The following is a 14,684-nucleotide window of genomic DNA, read 5'->3' on the forward strand; positions in this document are numbered from 1 at the left end:
CAGACTGGCCATACTTAGTGCAGCGTCCCTCTGGAGAACTCTTATGAAAATGATCATCAGCCTGCTGCTGTCCGGATTACTGGGCAGCAGCGCCTTCGCTCAGCCCGCACCGCTTTTTCCGGCCCGCGCGCCCCTGGCACAGCTGACGCCCGTCGCTGCCCGCTGCGATGTCTCCGCCTGTCAGACCAACTGCTACACAGAACAATCGCACTGCAACACCCGGGAAAACGGTGGCTGCAGTTCTCAGGCTCAGATGTGCGTGCAGGCCTGTGCCGACCAGTGTAAATAATTTAATTCAGTGAAGAATCCCTTAGTTGCCAATGAAAAAGTCTTTGTTTTATCTCGCGTTATTCTCTCTTTCTGCCAGCTGTGTCTCCGCCGATCTCTCTTCACAGCAGGTTACTTCTCTGGTTAAAGCCGCGATCGAACCGCTGATGGAGCAGCAGGAGATCCCCGGCATGTCGGTGGCGGTGCTTTACAAAGGCCGGGCGCAGTTTGTGAACTTCGGCGTGGCCGATCTCGAATCACGCCGCCGGGTCACGGAAAACACGCTGTTTGAGCTGGGTTCAGTGAGCAAAACCTTTACCGGCACGCTGGCCGGCGTCATGATCCGCAACGGCGAAATACGCCTTAACGATCCGGTGCAGAAGTACTGGCCGCAGCTGACCGGTGAGCAGTGGCGTCCGGTGCGGATGCTGCATCTGGCGACCTATACCGCGGGCGGCCTGCCTCTACAGTTGCCGGATGATGTCACCGATCAGGCTTCGCTGCTGCGTTTCTATCAGGAATGGCAGCCAGAGGCAGCGCCCGGCACGCTCCGGCAGTACTCTAACGCCAGCATCGGTCTGTTTGGTTCGCTGATGGTGAAGGGCGATTATGAGCAGGCGATGGCGCGAAACGTGTTTCAGCCACTGCGTCTGACGCGCACCTATATCACCGTGCCGCCCTCGATGATGCTGGACTACGCCTGGGGCTATAAAAATGGCCAGCCGGTACGGGTCTCACCTGGCATGCTGGATGCAGAAGCCTACGGCGTTAAATCCACTGCGCGTGACATGCTCACCTTTATGCAGGCAAATGTGGATCCTAACCGCCTCTCTTCGGGGAATGCCGTGCTGCGTAATGCCATTCGCACCGCGCAGGCGCGCTACTTCAAAGTCGGCACTTTGTTTCAGGGACTGGGCTGGGAGATCTACGACTGGCCGGTGACTGCCGATACGCTGATGGGCGACAGCGATAATGGAGTTGCGCTGCAACCCCGCCCGGCAACGCTGCTCAATCCGGTCGGGCCGTCGCAGAGCGCCAGCTGGGTGCATAAAACCGGTGCAACCAATGGTTTTGGTGCCTATATCGCCTTTATTCCTGAGAGGAACAGCGGCATCGTGATACTCGCCAACAAGAATTACCCTAATCCGCTGCGTATAAAGGCGGCGTGGCAGATTTTGCAGGCGTTACAGCAGGAGAAGCCTGAGTAACAGGCATCACGCTTGCTCAGCGACGGGGTAAAGCTGGCACCGCCTGTTCATTTGCGCTAAAATAAAAATCAAATGAACAGGAGGCTGCTATGTCTATCGCCATCTACACACCCGCTCAGCATCGTCGCGACAATTCGCTGCTGCATGCCCTGAATCTGCCGGAAACACTGCCTGATGCGCACCAGCGTATTGCGGTAGGGTTCAGCAGCGGCGTGCTGAAACGCACGGCGTCGTTGTCCACCTTTGACGAGGGCTGGCTGTGCCGTCTGGCGGGCATTGATCGCACCACCTACAACCGCAAAGTCAAAGATCCGCAGCAGACCTTTTCGCCCGATCAGAGCGGACGGATCTACATGCTGATTCGCGTCCTCTCTGCCGCCAGCAAACTGTTCCGCGACGACAGGCAGCGTCTGGTACAGTGGCTGGAAACGCCCGCCAAAGCGCTGGGCGGTAAGAAACCGGCGGAGATGACCACCACGGTGGCGGGTGCAGAAGCGGTGATTAACCTGATTGGCCAGCTTGAGCATGGCGTGATTACCTGATGGCAGTACGTTTCTTTCGCCTGGTGAAGAGTGAGTATGCGATGAGCGCCTTTGATGGTTTTGGTGCCCGCACTTACGGGGGGCGCTGGAATTCCGTGGGAACGGTCTGTGTCTATATGGGATCAAGCCGGGCGCTCTGTGTACTTGAGGCGCTGGTTCATCTCACCATTCAGGATCTGTCACACGACTACTCAATGCTGTCGATTAGCGTCCCTGAATCGCTGATTACCGAGCTCTCGCTGGTGGCACTCCCCGATGACTGGCAGGCCGATCCTGCGCCATCGTCCACGCGGCAAATTGGTGACGACTGGCTTGCCAGCCCGGATAACGGCCTGGTGCTGAAGGTGCCGAGCACGCTGACCGGTGAGTGGAATGCACTGTTCAATCCCCGTCATCCGGCAGCGGCTGGCATCATCAGTAAGGTGGTGGTAGAGCCATTTTTCTTCGATCCGCGTTTCAGGCTGCAATAGGGCGCCGGATTCGCCACTTTTCTCACCGCAACATCTCACATCACGCTGGGGCCTGCGATTCCGATAGCGCCTGCGCCGCGCAGATCAGCGCCAGATGACTCAGCCCCTGTGGCATATTGCCGCGCCAGCTCTGGCTGCGGACGTCATACATCTCATTGAAGATATCGACGTTACCGTGGCCGTTCAGCGTAGCCAGGATCTCCTGCATAGCCTGTTCTGCCTCATCCGCCTCACCCATCTCTGCCCAGGCTTCCACCAGCCAGAAGGCGCAGGCGAGAAAGGTACTCTCTTCTTCTCTGACCCCGCTGTAGCGGTAGAGCATGGCGCTGCCGTCACCCAGTTTTTGCCGGATAGCCCGGTAGGTTGAGAGCATCCGCTGCGGATTGACCGCGTTGCCGTAGCTGTGAACCAGCGCCAGCGACGCGTCGAGGCGATCGTCACTGCCAACGTAAAAGAGATAAGCCTGCTGTTGCTCTGACCAGCAGTGCGACTCAATCCAGTCGCGGATACGGTCACGTTCCCGCTGCCAGCGTCCCAGCCAGGTCGGTTCGATATGCTGGCTTTCTGCCAGCGCCACCGCCCGATCCAGCGCCATCCAGCAGGCCATTTTGGAGTGGGTGTAGTGTTGCAACTCCGGCAGCTCCCAGATGCCGCAATCCTTCTGCCGCCAGTGATCGGCGCAGCAGTTCGCCAGCTCGCCCAGCATGCGCGAGGTGGTGATATCCAGCACGTGTCCCGCCTCGATAAAATGCTGCGCGGTGACCAGCATGTCGCCATACATACTGAGCTGCAGCTGGTCACGGGCATTATTGCCGACCCGCACGGGCTGAGAGTTCTGATAGCCGCTCAGCGGCGGATAACGCTCAGCGGGGACCTCATCACCATTCAGGGCATAGCAGGCGCGCAGCCTGACGCCATGGCGCATGATAGTCTGCGACAGCCAGGAAAAGGCCGCCTTACAATCTTCCAGCGCCCCGAGATAGACGAAGGCTTTAATAATCAGGCAGGCATCGCGCACCCAGGCGTAGCGGTAATCATAATTTTTTTCGCCGCCGATCCCCTCCGGCAGGGAGGTGGTGGCAGCAGCAGCCAGTGCGCCGGTCGGGGAGTACCAGAGAAACTTCAGCGACAGGGCTGAGCGCTTCACCAGCGTCGGGTAGCGGCCCTCATAACTCAGGCTCTCCACCCAGCTGGTCCAGCCGGTGTGGCTGGTTTCAATCCGCTGATCGATAGCCTCCAGCGGCGGCACCGCCAGCGGCTCTTTCTCGGTCACCAGCAGCGCGCAGAGCGAGCGGGAACCGGCATAGGTACGCAGCGTGGCGCAGACCTGCTCGTCATCCAGCTCTGTGATCTGAATATCTTCGCTGGTGCGCAACATCGCCATGATCTCCGCGATGTGAAACACCTTGCCTTTCTCATTGTCGGCCACCCACGGTGAACGGGTTTCGGCGGCGGTGCCGAAGCGCAGGGTGATTGCTAATTCCACTTCACCGCTGACACCCTCTATGCGGCGAGCCAGTTCGCACCAGGGCAGACGGCCCGCCAGCGTGCTGTTAATCGATTCGGTCAGCAGCACGGTACCGTCACGGGTTTCGAAGCGGGTCTCCAGCACATTGCTGTTATCGCGGTAGCGGCGTGAGACCTGATAAGGCGCACGCGGGACAATCTGGAAGTAGCCACCGAGTCCGGCATCAAGCAGGCGATCAAACAGGGGCTTTGCGTCGAGATTGGGCGCACACCACCAGTCAATTGAACCGTCCGGCGCAATCAGCGCAACAGATGAACCGTCCGGCGCAATCAGCGCAACAGAACGGCCTTCACCAATGGCGGCATAATCACCCAGGCCCGCAAAGCCCTCTTTTCTGACCGGCGAATGAAAGATCGGGTTTTCCATAATCTGCTTCCTTATATCACGGTGGCGAGGTTTCTTAAGCGGGGCAAAAGCGGGACAAAAAAATGGCCGCGTTATGCGGCCACCTGAGTGAGATTACAGCGTACCGGTGCCGCCATCAGAACACCAGACCTGCCCGGAGGAGTAACTGCTCTCGGTTGAGGCCAGGGTAACGTAGAGTGGGGCGATCTCAACCGGCTGGCCCGGACGGCCCATCGGTGAGTCGGCGCCAAACTGCTTCACTTTCTCCATCGGCTGTCCGCCGCTGGACTGCAGCACGGTCCAGTACGGCCCTGGTGCAATGGCGTTGACCCGGATACCGTCACCACCCAGCTGCTTCGCCAGGGATTTGGTAAAGGCGACGATGGCCGCTTTGGTCTGCGCATAGTCGAGCAGAATATCGCTGGGTTTAAACGCCTGTACGGACGAGGTATTAATAATGGACGCACCGCGTGGCAGATATTCCAGCGCCGCTTTGGTGATCCAGAACATCGCATAAACGTTGGTTTTAAACGTTGCGTCAAAATCTTCCGTACTCAGGGTACGGATGGACTCATTAAATTGCTGACGACCGGCGTTATTAACCAGAATATCCAGGCCACCTAATTTATCGGCTGCCTCTTTGACCAGCTGCTGACAGAATTCTTCAGAACGAATGTCGCCCGGAATAGCAAAAACTTTACGGCCTTCCGCTTCGATTAATTTAATCACTTCATCGGCGTCGGGCTGTTCTTCCGGCAGGTAGTTAATCACCACATCTGCGCCTTCACGGGCATAAGCGATAGCCACCGCGCGGCCAATACCGGAGTCACCGCCGGTGATCAGCGCCTTGCGGCCGGTCAGTCGGCCCGTGCCGCGATAGCTGGTTTCACCGTGGTCGGGAACCGGGATCATTTTGCTGGCCAGGCCTGGCGCCTGTTGTGGCTGATCCTCAAAAGGAGGTTTAGGAAATTGATCCAGATCGAGCGTCTTGTTAGTTGGTGTAGCCATTGTATGCTCCTTGAACAGAGTTATCTGAGACATTAAGCCTGGCACAAATGTGATATTTGTCACATCTGACTGCTGATTCATTGAGCAGTTAAAACCAGAAGAACTTAATAATGCAGATAAAGCGTAGACAGAAAATCGGAACACTGTGCAGTAGCGTCCGATTATTTTTCAGTGCAGGGGCGGGATATTTAAAGCGAAGCGTAAGATCGGTTGTGAATTATTTCAGGGCGTAATTACATAGCGGAAGAAAATAAAAAAGGGCGGTTAACCGCCGCGTACCGAACCGCGCCAGACCACATCTGCCGGATATATTCTCCGCTCCTGCTGCTGTTCATTTTTTGGCATCAGCGTCTCCGGTTGCGCTTCCGTCTCCACCAGCCAGGCAATGGCATCGCGGGCGAATTGCTCCACCGGCTGTGCAAAGGTCGTGAGGTTGTAAGAGGCCCAGCCCGATTGCGCGATATTATCGTGTCCGATGATGCAGAGATCGTCCGGAATACGCAGCGCAAAGCGGTGACGCGCCTCATCCATAAAGCCGCAGGCGAGCAGGTCGGTGGCACAGTAAACCGCATCAGGGCGAACTTTACGCGTCAGCAGACGCTGCGCCAGAATCTGGCCGCTTTCGTAAGAGGTGGTGCCGAACCGCTCCACCTGGACCGTGACGCCCACTTTCTGCGCGGCGGCCAGAAAATCCGCTTCGCGCTTCAGCAGACTCGGCGTTCCCGCCAGTGAATTGACAAAGGCGATGCGGCTGCATCCCGCCCGCACAAACGCGTTAACCGCCATTTCTGCGGCGGGGCGGGAGTCGAGGTTGATACTGAGCGTGCCGGGCAGGGACTCGTCGCGGTTAATCAGCACCAGATGCTGACCATGTTTGTAGCAGAGCCGGGTGATACCGGTGTCCGGCATGCCGGAGAGAATAATCGATGCGTCGGCGCGAAAATTAATCGCCTGCTGCAGCGCGGCGGAAACGCGCGCATCGGATCGGTCAGTGTTAATCAGCATCGCCACTTTTCCCGCTTCCTGCAGATACTGGGTCATCCAGCGCACCAGGCTGGCACGGTAGGGCGTGTCAACCTCGGAGGCAATTAAGCAGACGATGCCGCTGCGGTTGCGCACCAGGCCGCGCGCCAGATGATTGACGTGATAGCCCAGTTCCTCCGCCGCTTTCATCACCCGCTGACGGGTAGCATCTGACACGCTGGCCCCCGGTGTAAAGGTGCGGGAGACTGCTGAGCGGGAGACGCCCGCCCGGTCAGCCACATCCTGCGCACTCACCACCGCCTTTAGCTGCTGCATGTTCTCTCCTCGCCTGACATTGTCTGCACTGAGTTTGCCTGAAGTTGCAAGGCTGTGCAAAAAATACAGATGGGCGAAAGGTTTCAAATTTGTGACAGCGACTGACAATTGCTTAACAACTAAATTGACACTGCAGCAGGGCCGCCGTACTAATCTGCACATATGTTTGCACACATGTGCAAAAGCTGGCGCGCCTGCGTCATCCAGCCCAGGAGAACACCATGCGTTATTCCTCTCTGCTCGCTGCTGTAATCGTCTGCCCTATAGTGCCGTTTGCTGCCTCGGCGGCGGGCAATCTTAATATGATCTGCTCAGCCGATGTGGTGGTGTGCGAACAGATGACCACGCTGTTCAGCCAGTCCCATCCCGATATTAAACTCAGCATGGTGCGGCTCTCTGCCGGTGAAGCCTATGCCCGTATCCGCAGCGAGGCACGCAATCCCCGTACCGATATCTGGTGGGCCGGTACCGGCGATCCGCATATGCAGGCCGCCGAAGAGGGGCTGACCCAGGCCTATAAATCGCCACTGCTCGATCAGCAGCAGCCCTGGTCACAAAAAGTGGCGGAGATCTCCGGTTATCGCACCGTGGGCGTTTATGCCGGTGCGCTGGGCTGGGGCTATAACACCAGACTGCTGGCGGAGAAAAAGCAGAAAGTGCCTGCCTGCTGGGCGGATTTACTCGACCCTGGCTTTAAAGGCGAGATTCAGATCGCCAATCCCAACTCTTCCGGCACGGCCTATAACACCCTGGCGACGCTGGTGCAGATCATGGGCGAAGACAAAGCCTTTGACTACCTGAAGAAGCTCAACGCCAACATCTCGCAATATACCAAGTCCGGCTCGGCACCGGTCAAAGCCGCCGCGCGCGGTGAAACCACTATCGGCATTGTCTTTATGCATGATGCCGTCGCGATGGAAGTGGATGGCTTCCCGATTAAGCCCGTCGCGCCCTGTGAAGGTACCGGCTATGAGATTGGTTCGATGTCGATCATCAAAGGGGCACGAAACCTGGCCAATGCCAAAGCCTGGTATGACTGGGCGCTTAGCGCTGAAGCACAGTCGCATATGAAAGAGGCGAAATCGTTCCAGCTGCCCTCTAACCGCAAGGCGGAGATCTCTGAATATGCACCGCGCTTCGAGAACATCAGGCTGATCGATTATGACTTTAAAACCTATGGTGACTCAGCAAAACGAAAAGCGCTGCTGGGCCGCTGGGATAAAGAGATTGGTGCCAGCGCACAATAACGGTGGTGCGCCCCGGCCACCTGAGCCGGGTCTGTGCCAGACCGCGGTGGCGTAAGCCTGATGTCCGCTTCCTGATCGAGGTGATTTATGAATGCGCACAATCGTCGCTTAACCGGCGCGCTGCTGGCGGGCGCCATCGCGCTGACGCTGCTGCCCTGGTATAGCCTGGAGGAGGGCTTCTTCTCGGGTGACTGGCTGTTCAGCTTATGGGGTGATGAGAACAATGCGCCTGCGCTGGGGCAGCTCGCGTTACACAGCTGGCTGGGCATCGCCGTGGCGCTGTGGCTGCTCTGTGCTGGCAGCGCCTTTCTGCCCCCGGGCCGCACCCGCAGCACGCTGCTGCTGCTGTTCAGCACCTGCGGCATTCTGTTTCTGGTGCTGGAAGGGCATGCCATCGGTTTCAGTGGCTGGAACTGGTTATGGCTGGAGAACCTCACCGGCCCGCTGGCGCAGGGGCAACCGGCGATGGGCGCGGGCGCGCTGCTGTTGCTGACCATATTTTTGCTGATTTTCGCCTTTGCCCTGGCGGAGCGCGGCGTGCTGAAAGGCGATGCCTTTGTGGTGGCGTCGATTGTGCTGCTGGTGGCGCTGGTCACGACCTTTGTGCTCTATCCGGTGCTGAGCCTGTTTGTCGCCTCGGTGCAGGATATTGATGGCAGTTTTAAACCTGACGGACTGATTGCCAATATGCAGGATCCCGCCATCTGGAGCCTCGGCTGTTTTACCGGTGGCACCTGCGGCACCGCCTGGCGCACGCTGGGACTGGCGCTGATGACGGCCAGTGGCGCTACGCTGCTGGGACTGGCGTTTGCACTGGCGGCGACGCGCACCTCGCTGCCGTGTAAAAAAGCGCTGCGGATGCTGACCATTCTGCCGATTATCACGCCGCCGTTTGTCATCGGTTTGGCGCTGATCCTGCTGTTTGGCCGCTCCGGCGTGGTCACCGAATCGCTGGCGACGCTGTTCGGCATCGAGCCGGGCCGCTGGCTCTATGGCATGACCGGCATCTGGATTGCCCAGGTGCTCTCCTTTACCCCCATCGCCTTTCTGGTGCTGATTGGGGTGGTCGAGGGCGTCAGTCCGTCACTGGAAGAGGCGTCACAGACCCTGCGTGCCAGCCGCTGGCGCACTTTCTCCCGCATCTCGCTGCCGCTGATGGCGCCGGGGCTGGCCAACGCCTTCTTAATCAGCTTTATCGAAAGCATGGCCGATTTCGGTAACCCGATGGTGCTGGGCGGCAGTCACGGCGTGCTGTCGACGGAGATCTTCTTCTCCGTGGTCGGCGCACAGAACGACCCGAGTCGCGCGGCGGTGCTGGCGATGATCCTGCTGGGCTTCACCCTGGCCGCTTTTCTGGTGCAGCGCGTCTGGCTCTCCGGCAAAAGCTTCGCCACTGTCACCGGCAAAGGCGATGGCGGCCGTCATGTGATGCTGCCGCGTCCGGTGCGCTACAGCGTCTATGGCATGGTAATACCCTGGGGTCTGTTCACCCTGGTGATCTACGGCATGATCATGATTGGCGGCTTTGTGCAGTCCTGGGGGCTGAATAACAACCTGACGCTGGATCACTATATCCGGGCCTTTAACGTCAGCGTTAATCAGGGGCAACTGGTCTGGAGCGGCGTCGCCTGGAGCTCTTTCTGGATCACGCTGGAGATCGCCCTGATCGCCGCGCCGCTCACGGCCATTGTCGGACTGCTGACCGCCTGGCTGATTGTGCGACAGAAGTTTGCCGGTCGTCAGACCTTTGAATTCATGCTGATGCTGAGCTTTGCCATTCCCGGCACGGTGATTGGTGTGAGCTATGTCATGGCGTATAACCTGCCGCCGCTGGAGATCACCGGTACCGCGATGATCCTGATCGCCTGCTTTGTCTTCCGTAATATGCCGGTCGGCGTGCGTGGTGGTATTGCGGCGATGAGCCAGCTGGATAAAAGCCTGGATGAAGCCTCACTGACGCTGGGCGCAAACAGTTTCCGTACCCTGCGTAAAGTGGTGCTGCCGCTGCTGAAACCGGCCATCAGCGCCGCGCTGGTTTACGCCTTTGTGCGGGCCATTACCTCTATCAGTGCGGTGATTTTTCTGGTCAGCGCCCAGTACAACATGGCGACCTCGTACATTGTCGGGCTGGTGGAGAACGGTGAGTATGGCGTGGCGATTGCCTACTCCTCGGTATTGATCGTGGTGATGCTGCTGATCATTGGCCTTTTCCAGCTGCTGGTGGGCGAACGTCGCCTGCGTCGTGCAATCCAACCGGCGGTGATTATTGCCGCACCCTCTGCATCCACTCTGACTCAGGAGAGAGCCGTATGACGACCATTAACGCCGGATCGGTGGTGTTTGAACATGTCGCAAAGCGTTTTGCCGGTTTTACTGCCGTGCCGGATCTGTCGCTCACCGTAGAGCCGGGTACGCTGGTGACGCTGCTCGGGCCGTCCGGCTGCGGCAAGACCACTACGCTGCGACTGCTGGCCGGGCTGGAGCATCCCACCGCAGGGCGGATTCTGATTGGCGGCAAAGATGTCACCCATCTGCCCGCCAACGAGCGCGACGTGGCGATGGTGTTTCAGTCCTACGCGCTGTTTCCCCATATGAACGCCATCGACAATATTCTCTACGGGCTGCTTTCCTCGGGCATGAACAAACGCGAGGCGCAGGACAGGGCGCGCGAGGGGCTGAAGCTGGTGGGTCTGGAGAGTCAGGGGCAGCGGTTGCCGTCTGAGCTTTCTGGCGGACAGCAGCAGCGTATTGCGGTCGCCCGCGCGCTGGTGCTGGAACCGCAGGTGCTGCTGCTTGATGAGCCGCTATCGAACCTTGATGAGCGTCTGCGCCGTCGGGTGCGCACCGACATCCGCGATCTGCAGCAGCGGCTCGGGTTTACGGCGGTTTATGTGACCCATGACCAGGAGGAGGCGCTGGCGGTCTCCGATAAGATTATTGTCATGAAAGAGGGGGATATTGCCCAGCAGGGCGCGCCGGAGACGCTTTACCATTCACCCAATTCGGTCTTTATCGCGGACTTTATGGGGGAGGCGAATATTCTGCCCTGTGAAGTGGAAGAGGCGGATGCGGATGACGCGCTGGTCCGCCTGGGTAATCAGCGCTTCCGGGTGCGAGGTGCCGGAGCAAAAACCGGCAGTGCTCAGCTGGCGGTGCGACCGCAGTTTATTACGTTGTCCGGCGACGGTCAGGGGGCGCTGCAGGGGGAGGTCATTCACAGCACCTGGCTGGGTGACCATATCGAATATGAAGTCGCCACCGAACTGGGCGCGCTGTTCATTATCGATCCGCAGATGGAACAGCGTCTGCCGCTCGCCACCACAGTTGGCGTCAACTTTAAGCCGCAGGGCCTTGCCCTGATTGCCCGTTAATCTGACTAACTCAAGGAGTTCGCATGGAATCGCATGATGAAATAATGGCGCGTCTGGCTTTAGCGGAAGCCGTTGCCCGTGAAGGTGGCGCGACGGCGTTATCTTACTTCAACCGTCGCGAGACGCTGGTGGTGGAGACCAAGTACGATTTGCAGGATGTGGTGTCGATTGCTGACCGTGAAGTGGAGCAGCTGATCGCCAGCCGTATACGGGATGCGTTTCCCGATGATGGCTTTCTGGGTGAGGAGTCGGGACTGCAGGTGGGAGAGTCTGACTACACCTGGGTGGTTGATCCAATCGATGGCACCAGCCCGTTTCTCAATGGGATGCCGAGCTGGTGTGTTTCCGTCGCGGTACTGCGCGGCGATGTGCCGGTCATCGGGGTGATTTTCGCGCCGACCTATCAGGAGTGCTACGTGGCGGCACTGGGGCAGGGCGCGACGCTCAACGGTCATCGTCTGCAGGTCGATCCCACACGCACACTGCAAAACCACGTTACCGGTTTTGGTGCCAACAGTTATGTCAGCCCGCAGCAGGTAGGCGAGATTGTGGCAGCACTATTGTCGGCAGGCGGTAACTTTATCCGTATTGGTTCCGGCGCACTGATGCTGGCCTGGGTTGCCGCCGGTCGGGTCGTGGGTTACTACGAACCCTATATGCACGCCTGGGATTGCCTGGCGGGTTACTGCCTGGTGAAAGAGGCGGGCGGCTGGTACCACCCGTTTAACACCGAAGGCGATCGCATCACTAAAGGCGCGCAGGTATTGGCCGTGTCACCGGGTGCCGAAGCGGATCTGCGGCGCATTGCCGGTTTATAATTATGTGACCCTGTCACGCTGATGGTACTGTGGTCAGCGTGATGCCTTTGGCCGTAGCGTTTTGGTCAGATAGTGACGCTGCATACCGGTTTGCGGAAAATCGGGCAGGGACATCTGCGGCTGATAACCCTGTTTCTGATAAAACGGCAGGGCCTGAAAACTAAAGGTATCCACCAGCGCATAGAGACATCCCATCTTTCCCGCCTCCTGCTCTGCGGCTTCCAGCAGTGCGCTGCCCAGACCACTGCCACGGAGCGTTTCGTCCACCCAGAGATAATCGATACAGAGCCAGTTTCCTTTGCGTGCGGCGATCACTCCCCCGCGCAACATTCCCTGTTCGTCCCTGTGAGAAACCGACAGCGGTCCCCAGTTATCGCGGCTGATAAATTGCCGGTTGTAAGCCCCCAGTCCTGCCAGCAACTCTTCCCGATCGTCGTCGTTGATCTGATGGGTAAGGGTAAATGTGCTCATCCTCGTCCTCTTTTATTCGTGGTTCCGGCTTATCCCCTGCAAAGGATAATTGTGCGATTATCCGCTATAGGGTATAAAGTAATTGTTATCCCCTTCAGGGGGTAAAAGCTGTTTTATACCCTGTCGGGGATAATGCCCCTGCGCTATGCTTACAGCCTGTGATCCAGAAGGAGCCACCCCATGATATACAGCCCGCTACAGCTGGCAAACCGGCTAAAGCTCATTCGTCAGCGTAATGGCTGGACCCAAAGTGAGCTGGCGAAAAAGGTCGGCCTGAAACAGGCCACCATCTCTCACTTTGAAAATGCCCCTGACAGTACCTCGCTGGCAACGCTGTTTAAGCTGTTACAGTCGCTGGAGCTGAGTCTGGAAGTTCAGGAGAAAGAGGAGGCCGGTGCGCCTCAGCTGCATGATGAGGATGAGTGGTAATGCAAAGGCTGATTGCGTGGATGAACGGCGAGCGGGTAGGCGTACTCACCCGGCAGCGAAACGGCGCTCATGAGTTTCAGTATGATACCGGCTGGCTGAGTAATCCGCTCTCCAGGCCGCTGTCACTTTCGATGCCGTTGCAGGTAAAGGCTCTCACCTCACACGCCGTGATTAACTTCTTCGATAACCTGCTGCCGGATAGCCCATTGATTCGCGACAGAATCGTGGCGCGTTACCAGATTAAATCCCGTCAGCCCTTTGATCTGTTGCAGGAAGTGGGACGTGACAGCGTCGGGGCGACTATGCTGCTGCCGCCCGATATGCCACTGCCCGCACTGCAGGCCCGCTATGAAGTGCTGGATGAAACCCGGCTCGAAAGCGTGCTGTCGGCCTATCAGTCAGATATCCCGCTGGGGATGCTGCGTGAAGAGACCGATTTCCGTATCTCGGTCGCAGGGGCGCAGGAGAAAACCGCACTGCTGCTGACCGATGAAGGCTGGAGCATTCCTGCCGGTGCCACGCCCACCTCGCACATCATTAAGCTGCCGATCGGAGAGATTAAACAGCCGGCCGCGACGCTGGATATGCGAGAAAGTGTGGAGAATGAGTATCTCTGTCTGGCGCTGGCCCGTGCACTCGGTATCGACGTGCCGCAGGCAACGATTATTCGTGCCGGACAGATGCGCGCCCTGGCGGTAGAACGTTTCGACCGCCGCTGGTCACGCGATAAAACCCGGTTGATTCGCCTGCCGCAGGAGGATTTCTGTCAGGCGCTGGGACTGCCATCTTCAACCAAATATGAGTCGGATGGCGGGCCGGGTATTGCGGAAATCATGCAGATACTGATGGGATCGAGCAACGCCATCGAAGATCGCTATCGCTTTATGATGTTCCAGGTGTTTCAGTGGCTGATTGGCGCAACCGACGGTCACGCCAAGAACTTCTCACTGTTTATTGAGCGCGGCGGCAGTTATCGACTGACTCCCTTTTATGATGTGATCTCCGCTTATCCGGTACTGGGCGGCACCGGTCTGAACAAGCGAGCGCTGAAACTGGCGATGGGGCTGCGTGCCACTAAGGGGAAGAAGACAGAGATCGACAAAATCTTCCCGCGCCATTTTATCGCCACGGCAAAAAGCGTCAGTTTTGATCGTGACAGTTTGCAGCAGATCTTCGACTTCTTTATTAAGGCCTTTCCCCAGGCAGTGGTCTCGGTGCGCGATGCCTTGCCGCCCGATTTCCCGCAGCACATCGCCGACGCCATTTTTAGTCATTCACTGATTATGCTGGAGCGGCTGCGGCACAAAGAGTGATGGCGCTTATGAGCTGGCAATATCCTGAAAAACCTCTCCTCATGTGTATGGCTAAAAGCCTGTCGGCTATGCTTATCTGACAGGCTTAACAGGAGAGTCATGGTATGAAGTGTCCGGGATGTGAAGGAGAGGCGTTTGTGTACGCCACGCGCGATGTCAGTCTTAATACGGGTAATCCGGAGGACGTTGTGCCAGATGTAAAGGGCGATCACTGCATCCGCTGTGGAGCGGTGATTATGAATGCCGGAACGTCGGAGTTATATCCCGAAAAGGCTGAAGCGCTGGAGAATGCAGGCGTGCCCATCAAATAACACAGAGAGCCCGTTTAGCGCGGGCTTCTTTGTCTCTGTTACAGGTGAATGTCCCTC

Annotated in this window: 15 protein-coding genes; 11 read left to right on the top strand and 4 right to left on the bottom strand. The window is 58.0% G+C overall.

What is annotated here, in order from left to right; genetic code table 11:
• The first annotated feature begins 43 nt into the window (after positions 1–43).
• From NR201_RS00875 to NR201_RS00890, 4 genes are all read left to right on the top strand, one after another.
• Entirely contained in the window at positions 44–289 is a 246-nt protein-coding gene (locus NR201_RS00875) for a hypothetical protein (RefSeq protein WP_010670167.1), read from the top strand.
• 31 nt (positions 290–320) lie between these two features.
• Positions 321–1,475 carry a class C beta-lactamase gene (gene ampC, locus NR201_RS00880; protein ID WP_256849259.1) on the top strand — a complete coding sequence of 385 codons (1,155 nt, stop codon included), beginning with the start codon at positions 321–323 and terminating at the stop codon, positions 1,473–1,475.
• Between the two features lie 89 nt (positions 1,476–1,564).
• Positions 1,565–2,017, top strand: a complete 453-nt coding sequence (locus tag NR201_RS00885) for an antitoxin Xre/MbcA/ParS toxin-binding domain-containing protein (RefSeq protein ID WP_010244850.1) — start codon at positions 1,565–1,567, stop codon at positions 2,015–2,017.
• On the top strand, positions 2,017–2,487 hold the full coding sequence (locus NR201_RS00890) for an RES family NAD+ phosphorylase (RefSeq protein ID WP_223565432.1): 471 nt from the start codon (positions 2,017–2,019) through the stop codon (positions 2,485–2,487). The genes NR201_RS00885 and NR201_RS00890 overlap by 1 nt, the downstream gene beginning before the upstream one ends.
• 40 nt (positions 2,488–2,527) lie before the next feature.
• Here the strand turns inward: NR201_RS00890 and NR201_RS00895 are convergent, their stop codons facing one another.
• From NR201_RS00895 to NR201_RS00905, 3 genes are all read right to left on the bottom strand, one after another.
• Positions 2,528–4,381 carry a glycoside hydrolase family 15 protein gene (locus tag NR201_RS00895; RefSeq protein ID WP_256849260.1) on the bottom strand — a complete coding sequence of 618 codons (1,854 nt, stop codon included), beginning with the start codon at positions 4,379–4,381 and terminating at the stop codon, positions 2,528–2,530.
• Between the two features lie 93 nt (positions 4,382–4,474).
• On the bottom strand, positions 4,475–5,368 hold the full coding sequence (locus NR201_RS00900; protein ID WP_256849261.1) for an SDR family oxidoreductase: 894 nt from the start codon (positions 5,366–5,368) through the stop codon (positions 4,475–4,477).
• Positions 5,369–5,632: 264 nt separating this feature from the next.
• Positions 5,633–6,667: a LacI family DNA-binding transcriptional regulator gene (locus NR201_RS00905; protein WP_256849262.1), complete on the bottom strand. Its 1,035-nt coding sequence runs from the start codon at positions 6,665–6,667 to the stop codon at positions 5,633–5,635.
• 221 nt (positions 6,668–6,888) lie between these two features.
• Between NR201_RS00905 and NR201_RS00910 the strand changes: the two genes are divergently transcribed.
• The 4 genes from NR201_RS00910 (at position 6,889) to NR201_RS00925 (ending at position 12,103) form a co-directional block, all read left to right on the top strand.
• Positions 6,889–7,914: an ABC transporter substrate-binding protein gene (locus NR201_RS00910; RefSeq protein ID WP_033757674.1), complete on the top strand. Its 1,026-nt coding sequence runs from the start codon at positions 6,889–6,891 to the stop codon at positions 7,912–7,914.
• An 87-nt stretch (positions 7,915–8,001) separates the two neighbouring features.
• On the top strand, positions 8,002–10,227 hold the full coding sequence (locus NR201_RS00915) for an iron ABC transporter permease (protein ID WP_256849263.1): 2,226 nt from the start codon (positions 8,002–8,004) through the stop codon (positions 10,225–10,227).
• On the top strand, positions 10,224–11,285 hold the full coding sequence (locus NR201_RS00920) for an ABC transporter ATP-binding protein (RefSeq protein WP_033757668.1): 1,062 nt from the start codon (positions 10,224–10,226) through the stop codon (positions 11,283–11,285). Before NR201_RS00915 ends, NR201_RS00920 begins: the two co-directional genes overlap by 4 nt.
• A 23-nt stretch (positions 11,286–11,308) precedes the next feature.
• Positions 11,309–12,103 (top strand): inositol monophosphatase family protein, encoded by a 795-nt coding sequence (locus tag NR201_RS00925; protein WP_256849264.1) that lies wholly within the window; start codon positions 11,309–11,311, stop codon positions 12,101–12,103.
• Between the two features lie 33 nt (positions 12,104–12,136).
• Here NR201_RS00925 and NR201_RS00930 read toward each other — a convergent pair whose 3' ends face one another.
• Positions 12,137–12,574, bottom strand: a complete 438-nt coding sequence (locus NR201_RS00930) for a GNAT family N-acetyltransferase (protein WP_256849265.1) — start codon at positions 12,572–12,574, stop codon at positions 12,137–12,139.
• Positions 12,575–12,754: 180 nt separating this feature from the next.
• On the opposite strand from NR201_RS00930, the gene hipB reads away from it, so the two are divergent.
• The 3 genes from hipB (at position 12,755) to NR201_RS00945 (ending at position 14,627) form a co-directional block, all read left to right on the top strand.
• Positions 12,755–13,003: a type II toxin-antitoxin system antitoxin HipB gene (hipB, locus tag NR201_RS00935; RefSeq protein WP_010244879.1), complete on the top strand. Its 249-nt coding sequence runs from the start codon at positions 12,755–12,757 to the stop codon at positions 13,001–13,003.
• Complete coding sequence (locus NR201_RS00940) at positions 13,003–14,316, top strand: type II toxin-antitoxin system HipA family toxin (protein ID WP_022625645.1); 1,314 nt, start codon at positions 13,003–13,005, stop codon at positions 14,314–14,316. Before hipB ends, NR201_RS00940 begins: the two co-directional genes overlap by 1 nt.
• A gap of 104 nt (positions 14,317–14,420) precedes the next feature.
• Positions 14,421–14,627, top strand: coding sequence for a type II toxin-antitoxin system MqsA family antitoxin (locus NR201_RS00945; protein ID WP_010244885.1), 207 nt, complete (start codon positions 14,421–14,423; stop codon positions 14,625–14,627).
• The last annotated feature ends 57 nt before the right edge of the window (positions 14,628–14,684 follow it).

It is taken from the genome of Pantoea sp. Fr-CA_6 (genome assembly GCF_024520895.1).
Taxonomy (GTDB): domain Bacteria; phylum Pseudomonadota; class Gammaproteobacteria; order Enterobacterales; family Enterobacteriaceae; genus Pantoea; species Pantoea agglomerans.

Bases quoted from the DNA above. Each gene is read 5' to 3' on its own strand.
- NR201_RS00875 (WP_010670167.1), top strand. From the start codon at position 44: ATGAAAATGATCATCAGCCTGCTGCTGTCCGGATTACTGGGCAGCAGC.
- ampC (WP_256849259.1), top strand. From the start codon at position 321: ATGAAAAAGTCTTTGTTTTATCTCGCGTTATTCTCTCTTTCTGCCAGC.
- NR201_RS00885 (WP_010244850.1), top strand. From the start codon at position 1,565: ATGTCTATCGCCATCTACACACCCGCTCAGCATCGTCGCGACAATTCG.
- NR201_RS00890 (WP_223565432.1), top strand. From the start codon at position 2,017: ATGGCAGTACGTTTCTTTCGCCTGGTGAAGAGTGAGTATGCGATGAGC.
- NR201_RS00895 (WP_256849260.1), bottom strand. From the start codon at position 4,381: ATGGAAAACCCGATCTTTCATTCGCCGGTCAGAAAAGAGGGCTTTGCG.
- NR201_RS00900 (WP_256849261.1), bottom strand. From the start codon at position 5,368: ATGGCTACACCAACTAACAAGACGCTCGATCTGGATCAATTTCCTAAA.
- NR201_RS00905 (WP_256849262.1), bottom strand. From the start codon at position 6,667: ATGCAGCAGCTAAAGGCGGTGGTGAGTGCGCAGGATGTGGCTGACCGG.
- NR201_RS00910 (WP_033757674.1), top strand. From the start codon at position 6,889: ATGCGTTATTCCTCTCTGCTCGCTGCTGTAATCGTCTGCCCTATAGTG.
- NR201_RS00915 (WP_256849263.1), top strand. From the start codon at position 8,002: ATGAATGCGCACAATCGTCGCTTAACCGGCGCGCTGCTGGCGGGCGCC.
- NR201_RS00920 (WP_033757668.1), top strand. From the start codon at position 10,224: ATGACGACCATTAACGCCGGATCGGTGGTGTTTGAACATGTCGCAAAG.
- NR201_RS00925 (WP_256849264.1), top strand. From the start codon at position 11,309: ATGGAATCGCATGATGAAATAATGGCGCGTCTGGCTTTAGCGGAAGCC.
- NR201_RS00930 (WP_256849265.1), bottom strand. From the start codon at position 12,574: ATGAGCACATTTACCCTTACCCATCAGATCAACGACGACGATCGGGAA.
- hipB (WP_010244879.1), top strand. From the start codon at position 12,755: ATGATATACAGCCCGCTACAGCTGGCAAACCGGCTAAAGCTCATTCGT.
- NR201_RS00940 (WP_022625645.1), top strand. From the start codon at position 13,003: ATGCAAAGGCTGATTGCGTGGATGAACGGCGAGCGGGTAGGCGTACTC.
- NR201_RS00945 (WP_010244885.1), top strand. From the start codon at position 14,421: ATGAAGTGTCCGGGATGTGAAGGAGAGGCGTTTGTGTACGCCACGCGC.